Annotated in this window: 20 protein-coding genes and 1 pseudogene; 9 read left to right on the top strand and 12 right to left on the bottom strand. The window is 67.7% G+C overall.

Going from position 1 to position 16,303, the window contains the following annotated elements:
- Positions 1-55: 55 nt before the first annotated feature.
- A pseudogene (locus OVA02_RS02645) lies at positions 56-838 on the bottom strand (NADPH-dependent F420 reductase); the annotation flags it as partial.
- Between the two features lie 47 nt (positions 839-885).
- Between OVA02_RS02645 and OVA02_RS02640 the strand changes: the two are divergent.
- Positions 886-1,275, top strand: a complete 390-nt coding sequence (locus tag OVA02_RS02640) for a MerR family transcriptional regulator (protein WP_123571417.1) — start codon at positions 886-888, stop codon at positions 1,273-1,275.
- Positions 1,276-1,344: 69 nt separating this feature from the next.
- On the opposite strand, the gene OVA02_RS02635 is transcribed toward OVA02_RS02640, so the two are convergent.
- Positions 1,345-1,863 (bottom strand): MaoC family dehydratase, encoded by a 519-nt coding sequence (locus tag OVA02_RS02635; protein ID WP_267659184.1) that lies wholly within the window; start codon positions 1,861-1,863, stop codon positions 1,345-1,347.
- 64 nt (positions 1,864-1,927) lie between these two features.
- Here OVA02_RS02635 and OVA02_RS02630 point away from each other — a divergent pair, with 64 nt between their 5' ends.
- Positions 1,928-2,272 carry a DUF2200 domain-containing protein gene (locus OVA02_RS02630; RefSeq protein WP_267659183.1) on the top strand — a complete coding sequence of 115 codons (345 nt, stop codon included), beginning with the start codon at positions 1,928-1,930 and terminating at the stop codon, positions 2,270-2,272.
- Positions 2,273-2,410: 138 nt separating this feature from the next.
- Here OVA02_RS02630 and OVA02_RS02625 read toward each other — a convergent pair whose 3' ends face one another.
- Positions 2,411-3,256, bottom strand: coding sequence for a helix-turn-helix transcriptional regulator (locus OVA02_RS02625; RefSeq protein ID WP_267659182.1), 846 nt, complete (start codon positions 3,254-3,256; stop codon positions 2,411-2,413).
- Positions 3,257-3,420: 164 nt separating this feature from the next.
- Here OVA02_RS02625 and OVA02_RS02620 point away from each other — a divergent pair, with 164 nt between their 5' ends.
- From OVA02_RS02620 to OVA02_RS02605, 4 genes are all read left to right on the top strand, one after another.
- Positions 3,421-4,368, top strand: a complete 948-nt coding sequence (locus tag OVA02_RS02620; protein ID WP_267659181.1) for a quinone oxidoreductase family protein — start codon at positions 3,421-3,423, stop codon at positions 4,366-4,368.
- 53 nt (positions 4,369-4,421) lie between these two features.
- Positions 4,422-4,760 (top strand): MoaF-related domain-containing protein, encoded by a 339-nt coding sequence (locus OVA02_RS02615; RefSeq protein WP_123571420.1) that lies wholly within the window; start codon positions 4,422-4,424, stop codon positions 4,758-4,760.
- Positions 4,761-4,898: 138 nt separating this feature from the next.
- Positions 4,899-5,933, top strand: a complete 1,035-nt coding sequence (locus OVA02_RS02610) for a zinc-binding dehydrogenase (RefSeq protein ID WP_123571421.1) — start codon at positions 4,899-4,901, stop codon at positions 5,931-5,933.
- 109 nt (positions 5,934-6,042) lie between these two features.
- Positions 6,043-6,414, top strand: coding sequence for a DUF2255 family protein (locus OVA02_RS02605; RefSeq protein ID WP_043594612.1), 372 nt, complete (start codon positions 6,043-6,045; stop codon positions 6,412-6,414).
- A 191-nt stretch (positions 6,415-6,605) separates the two neighbouring features.
- On the opposite strand, the gene OVA02_RS02600 is transcribed toward OVA02_RS02605, so the two are convergent.
- The 5 genes from OVA02_RS02600 to OVA02_RS02580 form a co-directional block, all read right to left on the bottom strand.
- The gene (locus OVA02_RS02600; protein ID WP_043594607.1) at positions 6,606-6,827 is read right to left on the bottom strand and encodes a PLDc N-terminal domain-containing protein; all 222 of its coding nucleotides are present in this window, start codon (positions 6,825-6,827) and stop codon (positions 6,606-6,608) included.
- A 33-nt stretch (positions 6,828-6,860) separates the two neighbouring features.
- The gene (locus tag OVA02_RS02595; protein ID WP_157489809.1) at positions 6,861-7,625 is read right to left on the bottom strand and encodes a hypothetical protein; all 765 of its coding nucleotides are present in this window, start codon (positions 7,623-7,625) and stop codon (positions 6,861-6,863) included.
- Positions 7,626-7,774: 149 nt separating this feature from the next.
- Complete coding sequence (locus tag OVA02_RS02590; RefSeq protein WP_267659180.1) at positions 7,775-8,986, bottom strand: MFS transporter; 1,212 nt, start codon at positions 8,984-8,986, stop codon at positions 7,775-7,777.
- Positions 8,987-9,063: 77 nt separating this feature from the next.
- Positions 9,064-9,951, bottom strand: a complete 888-nt coding sequence (locus OVA02_RS02585; protein ID WP_267659179.1) for a helix-turn-helix transcriptional regulator — start codon at positions 9,949-9,951, stop codon at positions 9,064-9,066.
- Positions 9,952-10,094: 143 nt separating this feature from the next.
- A complete protein-coding gene (locus OVA02_RS02580) occupies positions 10,095-10,265 on the bottom strand; it encodes a hypothetical protein (protein ID WP_324289765.1) in 171 nt (56 codons plus the stop codon).
- A gap of 39 nt (positions 10,266-10,304) precedes the next feature.
- Here OVA02_RS02580 and OVA02_RS02575 point away from each other — a divergent pair, with 39 nt between their 5' ends.
- Positions 10,305-10,649, top strand: a complete 345-nt coding sequence (locus tag OVA02_RS02575; protein ID WP_267659178.1) for a DUF2200 domain-containing protein — start codon at positions 10,305-10,307, stop codon at positions 10,647-10,649.
- A gap of 165 nt (positions 10,650-10,814) precedes the next feature.
- Here the strand turns inward: OVA02_RS02575 and OVA02_RS02570 are convergent, their stop codons facing one another.
- Entirely contained in the window at positions 10,815-12,512 is a 1,698-nt protein-coding gene (locus OVA02_RS02570) for a hypothetical protein (RefSeq protein ID WP_267659177.1), read from the bottom strand.
- A gap of 1,010 nt (positions 12,513-13,522) precedes the next feature.
- Between OVA02_RS02570 and OVA02_RS02565 the strand changes: the two genes are divergently transcribed.
- A complete protein-coding gene (locus tag OVA02_RS02565; RefSeq protein ID WP_267659176.1) occupies positions 13,523-13,924 on the top strand; it encodes a hypothetical protein in 402 nt (133 codons plus the stop codon).
- Positions 13,925-14,104: 180 nt separating this feature from the next.
- On the top strand, positions 14,105-14,281 hold the full coding sequence (locus tag OVA02_RS02560; RefSeq protein ID WP_267659175.1) for a hypothetical protein: 177 nt from the start codon (positions 14,105-14,107) through the stop codon (positions 14,279-14,281).
- A gap of 308 nt (positions 14,282-14,589) precedes the next feature.
- Here the strand turns inward: OVA02_RS02560 and OVA02_RS02555 are convergent, their stop codons facing one another.
- From OVA02_RS02555 to OVA02_RS02545, 3 genes are all read right to left on the bottom strand, one after another.
- Positions 14,590-14,850, bottom strand: coding sequence for a hypothetical protein (locus tag OVA02_RS02555; protein ID WP_267659174.1), 261 nt, complete (start codon positions 14,848-14,850; stop codon positions 14,590-14,592).
- A 116-nt stretch (positions 14,851-14,966) separates the two neighbouring features.
- Positions 14,967-15,401 carry a hypothetical protein gene (locus OVA02_RS02550; RefSeq protein ID WP_267659173.1) on the bottom strand — a complete coding sequence of 145 codons (435 nt, stop codon included), beginning with the start codon at positions 15,399-15,401 and terminating at the stop codon, positions 14,967-14,969.
- Positions 15,402-15,541: 140 nt separating this feature from the next.
- Complete coding sequence (locus OVA02_RS02545) at positions 15,542-16,135, bottom strand: hypothetical protein (RefSeq protein ID WP_267659172.1); 594 nt, start codon at positions 16,133-16,135, stop codon at positions 15,542-15,544.
- Positions 16,136-16,303 lie beyond the last annotated feature (168 nt).

The raw sequence follows: 16,303 nt of genomic DNA, 5'->3' as shown, positions 1-16,303 counted from the left end.
TCGAGGAGGCGCGGTGCCGGCCCGACCGGCACCGCGCCTCCTGCGCTCGGTCGCGTCAGCTGTAGCAGGCGCGGTTGATCGCCACGAGGAACGGTCCGTCGACGGTGCCGCCGGCCTCGACGTAGCCGCCGATGGCCTCCATCGCGAGGTCGCGGCGCTGCGGGACGCGCTCCTTCTCGGCGGCGGCGAGCCACCCGGGCATCTCGGCGCGCGTGCGGTCGGTGCAGTAGACGGGCGAGCCGGGCTGCTGGCGCCACGACTCAGCTAGGACGCCGGCGTCGACGGCGTCGAACCCGGTCTGCTCGACGAGCTGCATGGCCACGGCGCGGTCGGCGTCGCGGTCGGCGGCCACGGGGATGGCGACGCGGGCGGGGTCGCCGGGCTCGGTGGCCTTCGCGTCGAACGACTGCGAGATGATCGCGTTCCACGCCTTGGCGATCGGGCGTCCGAACAGCTCGGACAGCCAGACGCTCTCGGGGACGCCCTGCTCGAAGTCGTGCATCGAGCCGTCACGCATCGGGTAGTAGTTCGACGTGTCGACGACGACCGCGCCCTCGGGGGCCGAGCGGACGTACTCGGCGATGTCGGCGTTGCGGTTCATCGGCACCGAGACGATGAGGACGTCGACGCCCCGGGCGACCTCGGCGGCGTCCACGGCGCGGGCGCCGGTGCGGAGGGCCGCCTCGTCGATCGTCTCGGGGCCGCGCGAGTTGGCGATGGCGACGTCGTGCCCGTGGCGGGCGAGGCGGCGGGCGATGGTGGAACCGATGGAGCCGGCCCCGATGATCCCGATCGTCAGGTGTGCTCGTTCTTCTTCTCGTACGTCAGACATGCCTCCAGCATGAACGTTGCCATTAGTGTGAAGGTCAAGTCGGAGGAGGACGCGTGCGCATCGGTGAACTGTCGACGAGGACGGGCGTCCCGTCGCGGATGCTCCGCTACTACGAAGAGCAGGGCCTCATCACCCCGACCCGACTGGCGAACGGCTACCGCGACTACGACGAGCGCCTCGTCGACCGGGTGGGCAAGATCCGCGGCCTGATCGACGCGGGCATCCCCACGCGCATCGTGACGGACATCCTGCCCTGCCTCGGCCAGCCACAGACGATCGTCGTCGAGAACGCCGAACCGGGGCTCGTCGAGCTGCTCGAGACCGAGCGCGACCGGATGACCGAGAAGATCGAGTTCCTCACCCACAACCGCGACGCGCTCACGAGCTACCTCGGCGCCCTCGAGGACGCCGGCGTCGAGCGTCCGGAGACCCGGGCCGGGTGATCCGGGCTCTGTCGCGGGCAGGCCGGGGTCGGCCGGTCGCAGGGCGGGGTCAGCTGGTCGCAGGCCGGGTCAGCCGGCGGCGGGGCGGGCCAGGATCAGGTTCGCCATGACCTGCGTCATCACGGTCCGGTCGTGCTGGTCGAGGAGTTCGATGCGGGTGCGGACCACTCCCCGGTCGGGACGGGACGCCGAGAGGCGGGCGTCGACGACGGTGAACCGGGCGCGGAGCACGTCCCCGGGGCGGACGGGAGCCGACCAGCGCAACTCGTCGACGCCGGGCGACGCGACGCTGGCGCCCTGGTTGAGGTAGGACGCCACCATCAGGCGCATCATCATGGCGGTGGTGTGCCAGCCACTGGCCACGAGTCCGCCCAGCGGCGTCGCCGCGGCCCGTTCGGTGTCGACGTGCATGTCGTGCGGATCGAACCGGCGGCCGAAGTCGACGATCTCGTCCGCCGTGACGCGGTACGAGCCGTGCTCCAGCGTGAGGCCGGGCACGTAGTCGTCGAGGAAGCGATCGGCGAGCCGATGCGCGAAGGGCGAGGTGTCGTCGGCCGCGGCTGCGGTCCCGTCCGGTTCGTAGGGCACGCCTTCACCCTAGGTCGGCCGAGGAGGCGCAGTGTCGGTCGACCGGTCCGCGTACGATTCCGGAATGAGCCGCTTGGACGACATGCCGTTCGCCAGGGTCTATCCCCTGTACGTGGCCAAGGTCGAGCGTAAGGGCCACACGAAGGCCCAGGTCGACCGGGTCGTGACCTGGCTGACCGGTTACGACCAGGGAGCGATCGACCAGCACGTCGCCGACGGCACCACGTTCCGCGACTTCTTCGCGGCCGCCGACCTCAACCCCCGGGCCTCGCTCGTGACGGGTGTCATCTGCGGCGTCCGCATCGAGGCCCTCGACGACGAGCTGACGGCGAACATCCGCCGTCTCGACAAGCTCGTGGACGAGGTCGCGCGCGGCCGCCCGATGGCGAAGGTGCTGAGGGAGGGGTGAGGCGTCGGCTGTGACGCCGAGACCCCAGGAAGTCGCCGAGACCCGCACTCGCGAGCAGGGGTCTCGGCGACTTCTTGGGGTCTGGACACCGAGGAGGCGCGGTGCGGGTTGACCGGCTCGCGCGAAGCTCACCGCTGATCACGACCCCCGTCCGGCGGCTCCGAGGTCGGCGAGACGCCGCAGCCCCTCCTGCGAGGGCGACCCGGGTTCCGCCGTCCAGACGATGGCCGTGTGGCCGCCTCCGGCATCGAGGGCTCCCCAGTCGAGCGTCAGCTCCCCCACGACGGGATGCCGCAACACCTTGGTGCCCGTGCCGCGCGTCGCCACCTCGTGCGCCGTCCAGAGCCCCGCGAACTCGGTGCCGAGGGCGACGAGCTCGGCGATCAGGGCCTGGAGCCGCGGGTCCTCCGGGTCCCGGGCACTGTCCATCCGCAACTGCGCGAGGGCGAGGTCGACCACCCCGAGCCAGTCCGAGTACAGGGTGCGGAGGGCGGGATCGGTGAACAACAGGCGGATGAAGTACCGCTCGCCCTCGGGGACGGCCGAGAAGTCGGTGATGAGGGACGCCGCCATGGGGTTCCACGCGACGATCTCGGTCCGGGGGCCCATGACGAAGACCGGGGTGGCGCCGAGGTCGTCGATCATCCTCAGGACGAAGGGGGCGACTCCCACCGACACACGAGGCGCGTCGTCGGGCAGGACCTTCCCGGCCAGTCCGGCCAGGTAAGCCCGCTCATCCGGGCCGAGTCGGAGGACCCGAGCGAGATCGTCGAGCACGGGCGCCGACGCCGGGAGTCGTCCCTGCTCGAGACGCGTGTAGTAATCCGTGCTGATGGAGGCGGCCCGGGCGACCTCCTCGCGGCGCAGTCCGGGGACGCGTCGGGGGTGCTCGTCGTCCGTCAGACCGAGGTCGTGGGGCTGCAATTCCGCTCGCCGGGCACGGAGGAAGTCGCCGAGCTCTCGCCATTTCGGTTCCGCTGCCATGCGCCGATCCTGCCAGACCTCCGGAGTGACGGCGGGAGCGTCGGTCCTGCCGCGAGCGACGAGCTGGGGGGTCATTTTCCTTCCCCTGTGGAGCGCCGGATGCGAGTGGCAACGTGATCTCACGACACCGGAAGATCCCCTTTCGGTGGCGACAGGAGGACACCATGAAGGCCATCGGCCTCACCGCATTCGGAGGACCGAGCGTCCTCCACCCCGTGGACGTCCCCGAACCCCACGCAGGGCCCGGAGAGGTCCGCATCCGCGTCCGCGCCGCGGCCGTGAACCCGGTCGACACGATCATCCGCTCCGGCGGCTTCGCCGGCAACGACGGCGCCGTCGTCGAACCGGTCGTCCCCGGAACGGACGTCACCGGCGTCGTCGACGAGCTCGGCGACGACCTCGCCACCGACGAGGGCTTGCAGCTCGGTGACGCGGTCATCGGGTTCGTGGTCCCCGAGGGCAGCCACGGTGGCTACAGCGAACACGTCGTCCTCCCGGCGGAATCGGTCACCCGGCTGCCCGGCGACCTCACGTTCGTCGAGGGTGCGTCGTTCCTCTCCAACGCCCTGACCGCCGAGATCACGCTCGAGCACCTCGCTCTCGACCCCGGAGCGACCCTCGCCGTGACCGGTGCCACCGGAGCCGTGGGCGGCTACCTCGTCGAGCTCGCCGTCCGCCGAGGCATCACCGTCATCGCCTCGGCATCCGAGGCGGAAGCGGAACTCGTCCGGGGCTTCGGGGCGACCTACGTCATCGACCGCGGCGAGGACTTCGCCGCCGGAGTCCTGGCCCTGACCGGAGGCCGTGGCGCCGACGCCCTCGCCGACCCGGCGATCGTCGGCGAATCCGTCTTCGGTGCCGTCCGCGACGGAGGACAGGCGGCGTTCTACCTCCCCACCGACAGCACCCCCGGCCGTGACGTCCGGGTCTTCTCGTCGTACGTGATGCGGTCCCACCGTCGCCACGACGTCATCAGCGCCCTCGCGGGGCTGGCCGACCGAGGTGAGATCGCGACCCGTGTCGCCGGCACCCTCCCGGCGGCCGACGCCTCGACCGCCCACTCCCGGCTCGAGCAGGGCGGCCTCCGAGGCCGTCTGATCCTCGAGTTCTGACCCACCCGATCCCCACTCCCGAACCCAGCTCCACCACAAGACGAGGACATCCCATGGACATCGCCGCACCCCTCCCCAGCATCGGACAGACCTGGCTCGCCGACCTCGGCCCCGAGACGCCCCTCGGCCACTTCACCGTCGAGATCACCTTCGACACCGAGACCCAGGTCTCGTTCCTGGTCACGGGCGGTGCCATCGAGGGCCGTCACGAGACGATGGAGTACACCACCACGAAGGTCCGCGACGGTCTGCACGTCGTCCGCTGGACCGAGCCCGACTCGGGCGACCACGTCACCCACATCGAGGACTACACGAACGGCGCCTGCATGGCGAGCTCCGTCATCGGTGGCGAGTTCGTCCAGCTGCACGGCACCTGGACCCGCGTCCGCTGACCCCGGCCGGCCCCGGCACCGGTTCCGATGCCTCCGCCGACCACGGGTGCCGAGGCAGGGAGGCCCTGAGCGGGCCTCCCTGCCTCGTGGCGCCCCGCCTACCGTCGACCCCGACTCGACACCCCTGAGAGGAACACCATGAAGGCAACAGTCATGTACGGCGCCGGCGACGTCCGCGTCGAAGACGTCCCCGACCCCGTCGTCCAGAAGCCCACCGAGGCCCTGATCCGTGTCACCTACGCCTGCGTCTGCGGCTCGGACCTGCACCCGTACCACGACCTCGGCGACACCCCCGAGGGCCGCCGCATGGGCCACGAGGCCATCGGCGTCGTCGAAGAGATCGGTGACGACGTCCGCACCCTCTCCGTCGGTGACACCGTCATCGTGCCCTTCGCCTGGTCGGACGGCACCTGCCCGTTCTGCCGTGACGGCATCACCACCTCGTGCGTGCACGGCGGCTTCTTCGACGGTGCACCCTCGGCGACCCAGGCCGAGAAGCTCATCGTCCCCGAGGCCGACGGTACCGCCGTCAAGGTCCCTGCCGGCACGGACGAGGCACTCATGCCGAGCCTCTTGACCCTGTCCGACGTCTACCTCACGGGCTACCACGCCGCGGTGCAGGGGCAGGTCGGCCCGGGCAAGACGGTCACCGTGATCGGCGACGGCGCCGTCGGTCTCTCCGCTGTCCTCGCCTCGAAGCAGCTCGGTGCCGAGACGATCATCCTGATGGGCCGCCACACCGCCCGCACCGACCTCGGTCGCGAGTTCGGCGCCACCCACGTCGTCGCCGAACGCGGTGACGAGGGTGTCGCGAAGGTCATGGAGATCACCGGCGGCGAGGGCTCGCACGTCGTCCTCGAGGCCGTCGGTCACATGCCCGCCTACGAGCAGGCCTACGGCATCGTCCGTCCCGGCGGCACCATCAGCCGCGTCGGCGTGCCCCAATACGAGGAGGCGCCGGTCGGCTTCACCTCGCTGTTCGGCAAGAACGCGACCCTGACCGGTGGCCCTGCCACGGTGCGCGCCTACCTCGAGGCCGCCATCCCGCAGGTGCTCGACGGCACCATCGACCCGGGCCGCGTGTTCGACCGCGAACTGCCCCTGTCGGAGATCGCCGAGGGCTACCGCCTGATGGACTCCCGCGAGGCGCTCAAGGTGCTCATCCGCCCGTGACGACCGAGGAGGCGCCTGTCCAGCGAGCGGGCGCCTCCTCCTCCCCGGAGACGACCGGTCCGGCCGCTCCACCCCTCCCCCTCCCCTCGAGCTCAGAAGGAGTCTCACGATGCCCACCTTCGACCCAGCCACCCTGGCCGCCATCGGCGGTACCGACGACCTGCACGTCTCTCCCTTGCGGGACGACGGCGTGACCCACGGCACCCCCACCTGGATCTGGTCCGTGGTCGTCGACGACGCGCTCTTCGTCCGCGCCTACAACGGGACCTCGTCCCGGTGGTATCGAGCCGCGATGAAGCAGGGAGCAGGACGCATCCGCGCCGCGGGCGACGAACACGACGTCACGTTCGAGGCCGCTGCGGGGGTCGCCGACGACCTGGTCGACGCCGCGTACGAGGCGAAGTACCACGGCAGCCCGTACCTGCCTCCCATGCTCACCGCGAAGACCATCGCGGCGACGGTGAAGATCAGCCCGCGCTGAGCGTCGCTACGACACCGGTTCGACGAAGGGGCTCCGCACGATCTGCGGAGCCCCTTCGCCGCCGTCGGTGGTCACGTCGGCACGACGCGCGCCCGTTCAACAGAGCAGGGCGTCGCGTCGCATGCCGTGCCGCAGACAGGAGAGACCGCCATCCGGGCACGGATGGCGGTCTCCCCGGTCGCATCTGCGGGTTAGCTGGTCCTCGCCGCATTCTTGTGAAGCGATCCCCGAAGGGCGAACCACACCAGTGGCCCGACAACGGGGGCCACGACGACCACGATGAGCCAGATGGTCATCATCTGTGCCGACATCGCCTTGTCGCGAACGATGGAGACGATGGCACTGACGAGGAGAACCAAGCCAGCCAAGAGGACTACGGACCAGAAAAGGTCGAGTGGCGCGAGTCCGAACATGAAGTTCTCCTTCTTCCTAACTTACGTTCTATTTTAGGCGCGGGCGACGGATGCCCCACCGGTGGTCGTCCGCAGGTCGAGCCAGAACGGGGTGTTGCCCCATCCCCCGGCAGACAGGTTGAACTGGTGACGGATGTCGCGGCCGTTGTTTCGTGAGAACGCGATCTCATTCGAGACGGCCAGCACGGTGACGACCTTGTTGGAATTCGCGATGAGCTGCGACTTGGACGACGTCGGGGTGATCTGGTAATTCGCGTTGAAACTGTTACTCCACGTGACACCGTGGTAGTAGACGTGGCAGCTCTGCGCGTAGCGAACGCCTCCATTGTTACCGAAGACACAGTTGCTGACGCCCTGGGCTTGAGTGGAGACTCCACCCGTCTTGGGTGGCAGCACGACATTGCTCTTGGCGGTTCCGTCCAAGAACGGCTTCGCCTGAGCGATCATGGCCTGCAGTTCGGCGGGACTAGCTTGGCGCCCCTGCTCAATGCCCATCTCGGTGTAGGAACCGTCTGCGTAGACGTCCTTCGTCACCTTGTAGTCGCCCTGCTGCTTCGTGGTCGACGACACCGCAGCCTTGCCAGACGCGGCGTCCCACAGCTCGCCGTCTGTGACTTTCTGCAACAACTCGGCCTGCTGCGCCGGAGCGATGTCGGAAGCTGCGAGAGACGACTTCGTCTTCTCGAGTTCGACCTGGCTCACACCCGCCGGGGCGGCGATCGCCGGCGCTCCCATCAACGTGGTCCCCAAAACGCAAACTGCTGCCGCAACACTGAGGCCTACCATCTGCTTCTTCATGCAATTCCCCCTTGAACTGTGCGTTGAAGCCCCAAACATACAAAAGGGTCTGCTTTTTTTTCAACCCCGCTCGAGATGTTGCATCTGCTGCACTTTCTTCCCCTTGCCGTTGAGGAGGTGAGCATCGAGGATGCCCAGGGCCGAGCCGGTCAGAGCGCCGCAGGGAACGCGTTCCGCCGCCCGTACACCGTCAGCGCCAACGCCACGACCCCGAACCCGATCATCAGCACCGGCAGCACGAGCCCGTCCGCCACGGTCAGCAGGGCCGCCCCGACGATCCCCGCGAAGAAGATCGCCACGTTGAACGCCACCGGCAGGAAGGCGTTCGCGACGTCGGCGTTGTCGCCGCCGACGGTGGTGAGCGCGGCCTGCAGCTGGGCCGACGCGCCACCGAACGTGACGCCCCAGAGCACCGCGGCGACGACCACCGCCGGCACCGACGCGTGACCGACGAGCAGGACGACCCCCGCGACGACGAACACCACGACGCTGCCGTGCAGCAGGGCGCGCGGGTGCCGGTCGAGCAGCGCCCCGGTGACGACGATCCCGCCGATCGAGGCGATGCCGTAGATCAGCAGCGTGACGTCGACGCCGAGCCCCGACCCACCGGCCCGCAGGTACGGCGAGACGTAGGTGTAGATCGTGTTGTGGGCGAGCATCCACGCGGCGATGACGGCCAGGATCACGGCGATCCCCGGGATGCGGAACACCCGCCCGAGCGAGAGCCGCGCCCCCGCCGGTGCCGGTGCCGCGTCCGGGACGATGCTCGCCACGAGCGCGAAGACGACGACCCCGAGCAGGGTCAGCCCGCCGAACGACCACCGCCAGTCGAAGGCCGTCCCGAGCCACGAGCCCAGCGGCGTCCCGAACGCGAACCCGACGGGCGCACCCGCCGAGACGATCGCGAGCGACAGTCCGGCACGGTCGGGCGGGCTGATCCGGCGTCCGTAGGCCGCGAGCATGCCCCAGATCACGCCCGAGAACGCGCCGGCCACGAACCGCGACACCAGCGCCAGCGCGATGACGGGCGAGAGCGCCGTCACCGTGTTCGCGACGACCAGGCCGGTGATCGCGATCAGGAGGAGCGGCTTGCGACGCATCCCCCGGGTGAGCGTGATGGCCGGCACGGTCGCGACCACGGTGCCGAGGGCGTAGGCGCTGATGAGCAGTCCCACGGCACCCTCGCTCGTGTCGAGGCCGTCCGCGATGACGGGCAGCAGGCCCGCCGGCATCGTCTCCATCGCGACGAGGATGAACCCCATCGTCGCCAGGACGACCAGCGAGAACACCGGCAGCCGCTCGACGGGGCCTCCGGCGACGGAGGCGCGGTGAGCGCGGGTGGGGACGGGCGCTGCCGACATGGTGAGGTCCTTTCGGGCGCGGAACCGCGCCTCCTGGGGGTGAGCCCGGTGGTGCGGGAGGAAGAAGGAGGCGCGGGTCAGGTGACGGGGTCGGCGGACCGGGCCCGTTCGACGACGTTCGCGGTCGCCGCCCACGAGGCGAGGAGGCGCAGCCCCTCGTCGGACGCGGAGCCGGGGGCGGCCGTGTAGACGGTGAGCGAGTGCCCGGGGGTGTCCTGGAGTTCCATCACCTGGAAGTCCAGCTCGAGCAGGCCGACGGCCGGGTGCCGGAACTCTTTCGCGCCGACGTAGTGGCGGCGGACGTCGTGGGCGGCCCAGCGGGCGCGGAACTCGTCGCTGCGGATGGACAGCTCGCCGACGAGGGCGGCTATGCCGGCGTCGTGCGGGTTGCGGCCGGCGTCGCGTCGGAGGATGGCGACGTTGACGTTGGCTGCGCGCTCCCAGTCGGGGTAGAAGTCGTGGGCGCCCGGGTCGAGGAAGATGTAGCGGGAGTGGTTGGCGGGGCGCAGGGTGCTGCGGTACATGTCGGAGTACAGGGCGAAGCCGAGGGCGTTGGCGGCGACGAGGTCCATGCGGGTGTTGGTGACCATGGCGACGGCGCCGGTCATGGCGTCGAGCATGTGCTGCACCGGTGACTGCGCGATCTTCTGCTCGCTGGAGACCGGGGGCCTGCGGCGGGAGGGAACGGAGGCGCGGGCGAGGTCGTAGAGGTGGTCGGTTTCGGCCTGGTCCAAGCCGAGGGCGCGGGCGATGGCGTCGAGGACGCTGTCGGACACCCCGCCGAGGTTGCCGCGTTCGAGTCGGGTGTAGTAGTCGACGCTGACGCCGGCGAGGCGGGCGACCTCGTCGCGGCGGAGCCCGGGGACGCGTCGCTGGCCGCCGGCGCTGACGACGCCGGCCTGTTCGGGCGAGAGGCGTGCGCGGCGGGTGGCGAGGAAGTCGCGGACCTCGGCTCGGTTGTCCATGCCTCCGACCCTACGGTTGGTGGTTCGGGGCAACCAGGCCCTGTGGGAACCAGGTTCGGCAGGGCACTGCAGGTGTGTGGGTGGCCGTGTTCGCCCCGTGCAACGGCGGCGCGCCCCGTGGTTGCCCGCTCGTTCGCCGGAGGTCAGAGGGTCTCGAGCAGGGCGGTGCAGGCATCGATGCAGCGGAGGCAGGCGTCGGCGCAGATGCGGCAGTGGTCGTGCATGTCGACGTGCTGGGCGCACTCGTCGGCGCACGAGCGGCACGCGGCGAGGCAGGCCTCGACGACGGCGCGGGTGACGCTAGCAGCGTCCAAGGCTCGTGGCGCGACCGGGGCGCGCGTACGATGCCGGGCATGAGTCGCTTGGACGACATGCCGTTCGGCAGGGTCTATCCCCTGTACGTGGCCAAGGTCGAGCGCAAGGGACGGTCGCGGGCCGAGGTCGACGAGGTCGTGACGTGGCTGACCGGTTACGACCAGGCCCTAATCGACCGACACGTCGCAGACGGCACGACCTTCCGTGACTTCTTCGCGGCAGCCGAACTCAACCCCCGGGCCTCACTCGTGACCGGAGTCATCTGCGGCGTCCGCATCGAGGCCCTCGACGACGAGCTCACCGCGAACATCCGCCGCCTCGACAAGCTCGTGGACGAGATCGCGCGCGGCCGGCCGATGGCGAAGGTGCTGCGGCCGGGGTGACGGCGTGTAAGTGAGCAGCTAGCCGTGAGACCCCTTGCAATCCCGGGGCCACTGCTCTCGACTACTAAGCACCCATGAGTTCTGGCTTTCGAAAAGCCTTACTTGCTGGGGCATTCGAGCCCTGGACGCCAAGGGCCGACACTTGAGATCGCAGGCCCACGAGCACTAACCACCTCGGCCAAGTATCGACGTCTGCCTCGAGTCACGGCGAAAGATGCCGGCCAAGCCAGCAACTACGATCGCCGCGAGGAACCACCCCGCGATAGCCAAAGCGAAGCTTGTCCATGCTGCCGGACCAGTCACGGTGAACCCCGTCGCGTCGGTCAGGCTCGCGACCGGAAAGAGCACTGCAACGGCGTACCTGAAGGGATTGAAGGTTGTAGTCGCATCGCCAGTATTTGTGATGGTGCCAGATTGATGCTCCAGCCAGGCAATTCCAGTGCCAGCGAGGATAAGCGCCAGTAACCACAGTATTGCGCGCCCCGGACGGTATCCGTAGCCGATGAGACCACGAAGAACTCCGCTCCATGCCGTGCTGAGGCCGCGTTGCATTCCGTGTGTCCGCGCGATGCGCCGTTGGTGCTCGCCTTCGATCAAGACGGCGCGTTGAAGGCGCGCCTGGCCAACATTTGCATACGCCTGTGCTACGGATCGGTATTTCTGGGGGTGGAAGTCGGGGTCTCGGAGGAGCCATGCGAGCCGCTCGCGCGTTGAAGTCCGAGTAACTCCCATACGTTCTCCATCCCCCTCGAGCCGGTCGTAGTGGGCTCCGATGAGTTTGATGCTTTCGGGCCAGGAGATGCGTCGGTCTCGATACACGTGAATGTCCGTGTTCGTTAGGTCGAGCGCACCTTGGACTACGGCGAAGTTTGCGTGAAACGCCCCGCTAATTCGAGAAGAGTCGAGGTCGAGGCTGTAATCAGCCGGGGCCTTGAAGACAGAGTCTGTGCAATCCAATGTTTCCATCCGCGCACCGGCCGCTTTGAGCTCGCCGAAGATGTGCGCCTCCGTCAGATTGAGGCTACCTGCCGAAAGGCGGGAAGCATCGAGTGCACGTTCATTCGGTGCGACAAATCTCGCGTGTGAGAAATTGATCTCGTGGCTGCTCTGAACCGCTACGAGCCACGTCGGACCGAAAATTGTGGCACCGCTGGCAGTTATTCCTCCGGGTACACGCACCGAGTCGAGAACGAGTGCGTCGTCGCCGCGACGTCCTCGGATGACTACACCGGTGAAGTCAAGTTGGCCGTCCACAGCTGCGCTCAGCATACGGACGGTTCCACGAAAGGTGCTCTTTTCGAGAGTCGCGTAACTGCGGACGTGGCAATAATCGCCGTTTATAGCGTACCCGTCCGGGTTGTCTACTCGAGCATCTTCAGCGTCTAACTTTCCGATGTCCGCGCCGAATAGGCGTACCTGCCCGGAAGAAGAAAATCCATGTCCCAGCGACAAAGTCTTTTCGACGGTGAGGAAGGCTGCCCGAAAGCGGGGGACATGGCTCCCGTTCAGGCTCAAGTTGACACAGGTCGCCTTGGCGAAGATCACCAAGTGGCTGAAGGTGCAGTGCGTGAACGCAACACTGAACGGGATAGTCATCCCACCGAAGTTGGCCCTGCCTTCGATTCGGGCTCCGTCGATTCTCAGGGCGACAGGATGCGGGACCTGAAACGATGCCGGATCAAACAGGAGCGCCCGAAGGAACGATGCCTTGACGGATTTCCCCGCCATGTTCAGTCGGGCACCAGATGCAAGAGCGGCAATCACGTCGTTCACAACAGGCTGCCCGTGTGGGCTTTGCTGAGGGTCGCCGGAGTCGACGCACGGATTCTGTTGGGGGCCCCTCGACGTGCGCTCTGTCGTCACGGCCTTACGCTAAGGGCAAAAGGCAATCGCCTCAAGACGACTTAATAATGGGCGAGTCGACGATGACAATCCCTGAAGTTGCAGCACTTCACCTAGCTGTCGGCACCCTCTCCGCTGGCCCACCGCTGAGTAAATGGATCTGCCTTCATGGCGTGAAGGTATAGCGGGGCCATTAGACGATCCCGCCCAAGTCGGGGCGCGACAAGACGTAGCCGAGGGGTGCGGAGCGTGAGCTCGTGGCGGCCCTGGCCGCCGATCGCGCCTCTGCCCTGCTTCGGCCCACTCCCTCGGCCGCCGGCTCGACGGGTCTGCTGCCTGGTGGAGATCCCCTCAGCGGGGCGGGGTCGCGGCCCGTCAGTTCCGCGATGTCGATGCTCCATGGGGCCGTCCTCTCGCATCCTTCGAGGAAACGACAGGTGCGATCCAGCGACGACGAGCCAGCGAAGAAGACGCGAATGACAGCTGGACGAGGAGGAGCTGGGGGAGCTCCTGATGCTTCCTCGGCCGGCCCCTGATCGCGCTTCCATCGCGCCCCGCCTCCGCCCACTCTTGCCCTTCAGTTCGGTCCCTCCGCCGGCTCCTTATGGCTGCGACGCATAAGCTCATTGCTTATTGGCGGTGGTCACTCTGTGGTCATAAGACGGTCATAACTGGTCCGTTTATGACCGGCTGCGGCCCGGATGTGACCAGGAACTGGTCGCCCAGACGCCTCCAAGGCCCTAGCCGAGGGTCGGAGGGGCCTTACGGGTGCTCTTCTGGGTCTCTGACCGGATCATGGCCAGACACTGGCCCGGCCCTGGCCACGATCCGGTCGATATCGATACAGCCACCGAGGCGGCTGGGACAGACACAGCGCGGCCCTGCGTGGCCGCGATCTGGACACGATCGGGCCGGACACGGCCCGGGACCAGCCCTCCATGAGGTCTTAGTGCCGGCGCGGGGCTAAGACGCGGCAGAGGCTCGTACCCGCCTCAGTAGAGTTGGAGAGATCAACTTCGAGGGTGGCGGACATGGGCAACAACTTGGGCGGTTACATCAAGATCGTCAAGGCGGCGAAGTCGATGGGTGGACCCGGATACCTTCTGATCGGAGTCGCTGTCGTCGGATACGGGGTTGTGCGTCTGAGTGAGGTCGGTGTCCGCGCCGGCGTGAAGAACGGGGCGAAGGTCTTCCGGAAGTGGACACAAGGGCCGCCGCTGGAGTCGCTTCCGATCTACTACGCGACTATGTCCGCCGATGTTGGCGGAGGCGTCGTTCTCGCCGGGGGTGACCAATTCAGGGTCCTCGTTCTCGAGGCGTCCGCTGACATGGCCCTCATCGAGTTCCCGCTGGACTCGGATACCGGCCACACGGTCTCAGCGAAGAAGCTCAGCGACGCATCGACGTTCTCACTGGATGACGAAGTGGGCTAAGCCCGACGCATCGGCGTCAAATCAGCGGGCGCCGGCAAGAAGAGAGCCCTCGCGACCGATGATGGGGGAGGTGGGGAAGTGCGACCGTCGGTCCGACGGGTGAAAAGGTGGCGCGGGCTGGAAGACGCGGCCTTCATCCCGCTACTGTGCGAACTGACCTGAGGCGGAACTGTGCCATTGGTGAGCCAGCAAGACATCGTGATTGTGACCGCGCTGGGCGGCGACACCGTGAAGGCGAGGGCGAAGCTCTTGGAAGTTCTCGAGGCCTACCCGCCGGTTAAGGTCATCGACCTTCAGGTACGCGAGTCGCCGTTTGCGCCGGGCACCGAGCTCGTTGCCGTCGTCGAGACAATCTAATGACCGATCCCGAGGACCGCCCCCTCTCGGAACGTCCGGCGGCGAGACCAGACCCCAACTACGTCTCTCCCTCCATTACCGATCCCGCAGCCACATCCGATGAAAGAGGTTGCAGCAGCTGCCTTGGCCTCCTTGGCCTCGTCTTCGGAGTTCTGCTGGTGCTCGGCCTGATCATCGGCGCCCTACAGGGGAACTAAGGGCGTCGCTGCCCGCGCCTCGGCGCATGGATCGGGGCGCCCGAGAAAAAGAGAGACCCCCGCACCCGGTCAGGGTGAGGGGGTCAGGTCCGGCTCGAGTAGGTGAGCGTCTTAGACCTCGCCGGCCGGGTCAACGCCGCGGCGCTTCTTACGCTGGTCCGTGAAGCTCCTGCCGAAGAAGTAGAGCCCGAGCACGAGCATCGGCGCGCCCGCCCACGGACTATCGAGCGTGATACCGAGCGTGAAGCCGACCGAGGCGAACACGATGCCGAGCTTGACGTTGTTGTTGTTGCAGTCGTCATCCTCGGCGCTGCTCGAGTCTGCGGCGTCGTCGGCGGGACTCTCTGGGCTCGGCTTCGTCGTGTCGTCCATGACCCCGACGGTACGTAGAGGGCGCTGGCGCCGCATCCCCCGCGTGAGTGAGCGGTGTCAGCCCCGATCGCGGAGACCCTGAGCCGCGTCGAGCGCAGCTAAAGGCAAGAGCCGACCTACGCGCAGTCGTGCACGCCGCTGAGGGGAAGCACCATGCCGCAGTCGCGACAGGGATCGCCATGGCGAGGTGTGGTGCCAGCTGCGCCCGTCTCGCGGTTCCTGTTCTCGGGCAAGGTCACGCCCCAGCGGGTCTTGTCCGTGACGAGCTTCGGCGCCTCACCTTTCTTCTGACCTCGTTGCCACGGGGTGAGGCCTGACGTCGCGGCGCGCGCTTCCTCTTTCGTGACGAAGCCACTGATGTATCCGTAGACCATCCACAACGGTTCGCGACCGTCCTGTCTTTCTAGGCTGATGCCGCGGTCCTTGTGCGTTGAGATGCGCCTGAAGGGGATCGCCTCGATGACGTTGCGATAGATGTGGAGGTTCCATTCGGGAAACCCGTGGACGCGCATCGCTTCTTCCAGGGTCGCGTACTCGCGCGGTGTCTGCATGGGTTGCGTCTTTCGGGATCGTCGGGGGTGCGTCGCCGGGTCGGCGCTTCCAGAACCGTAACGACGGGGTGAGGCAAAGAGAAGACCCCCGCCGCCCGGGAGGGGCGACAGAGATCTGGTTGGGGGGGGAGAGACGGCGGTCACCACCACGTTCCCTTGTAGGTCGGCTCGTAGGTCGAGTACGTGCCGCTGCTGTCCTCGAAGAGGAGGTCGCCGTCGACGAGCTGGTGGAGCCACCGTCCCACGGTGCGGTAAAAGCGCTCCTCGAGACGCACCTTGTGCTCGCGGAGTGTCCCGGCGACCTCGCTGGTGTCGAAGCTCGCTGTCTGCCCGGCGACCCGGTGGAAGTACGCAACGCACTGCCACCGCTCGGGGATCGCGTCGGCGCCTCCGGGCTGGAAGATGATCCCGAGGTCCCGTCGCGATCGTCGCTCGAAATAGGTCTTGATGAGACTGACGGCAGGGTGTCCCGGCGCCCAGGCCACAGGTGCGTCGAGCGCCGTCCGGATCTCGGCAGCCAGGGCCTCGCGCTCCCGCTTCTTCCGCTCGCTCGCAGCGGCCATGTTCGCGTCGCGTCGAGCTTGATCGGCAGCAGCTTGTTCTCGCATGCGGCGCTCGATAGCCATCTGCTCGTCGTTGTGAGCCGTCAGGCGAGCAGCGTTCTCGGTCAGCTCGACGATCCGCGGTGACGTGAGGAACGACCGGGTGAGCGTGAAGTCCTCGAGGAGGAACACCTCAGTGCTCGCCCCGGAGGCCTTGCCGATGATCGGGACGTCGGCCGACGAGATCCATCGAGCACTCTCGAATCAACTCCTTATGGCCCCCGTGTCCCCCTGATGTCATCCCTACCGAATTGGATGTTTCAACGCCATGCAGACGCTGAGTCGGACCTCGCCAGAACT

Origin of the sequence: Frigoribacterium sp. SL97, assembly GCF_026625765.1 — a bacterium.
Taxonomy (GTDB): domain Bacteria; phylum Actinomycetota; class Actinomycetes; order Actinomycetales; family Microbacteriaceae; genus Frigoribacterium.
This window is presented reverse-complemented; position numbering and strand designations above follow the sequence as displayed.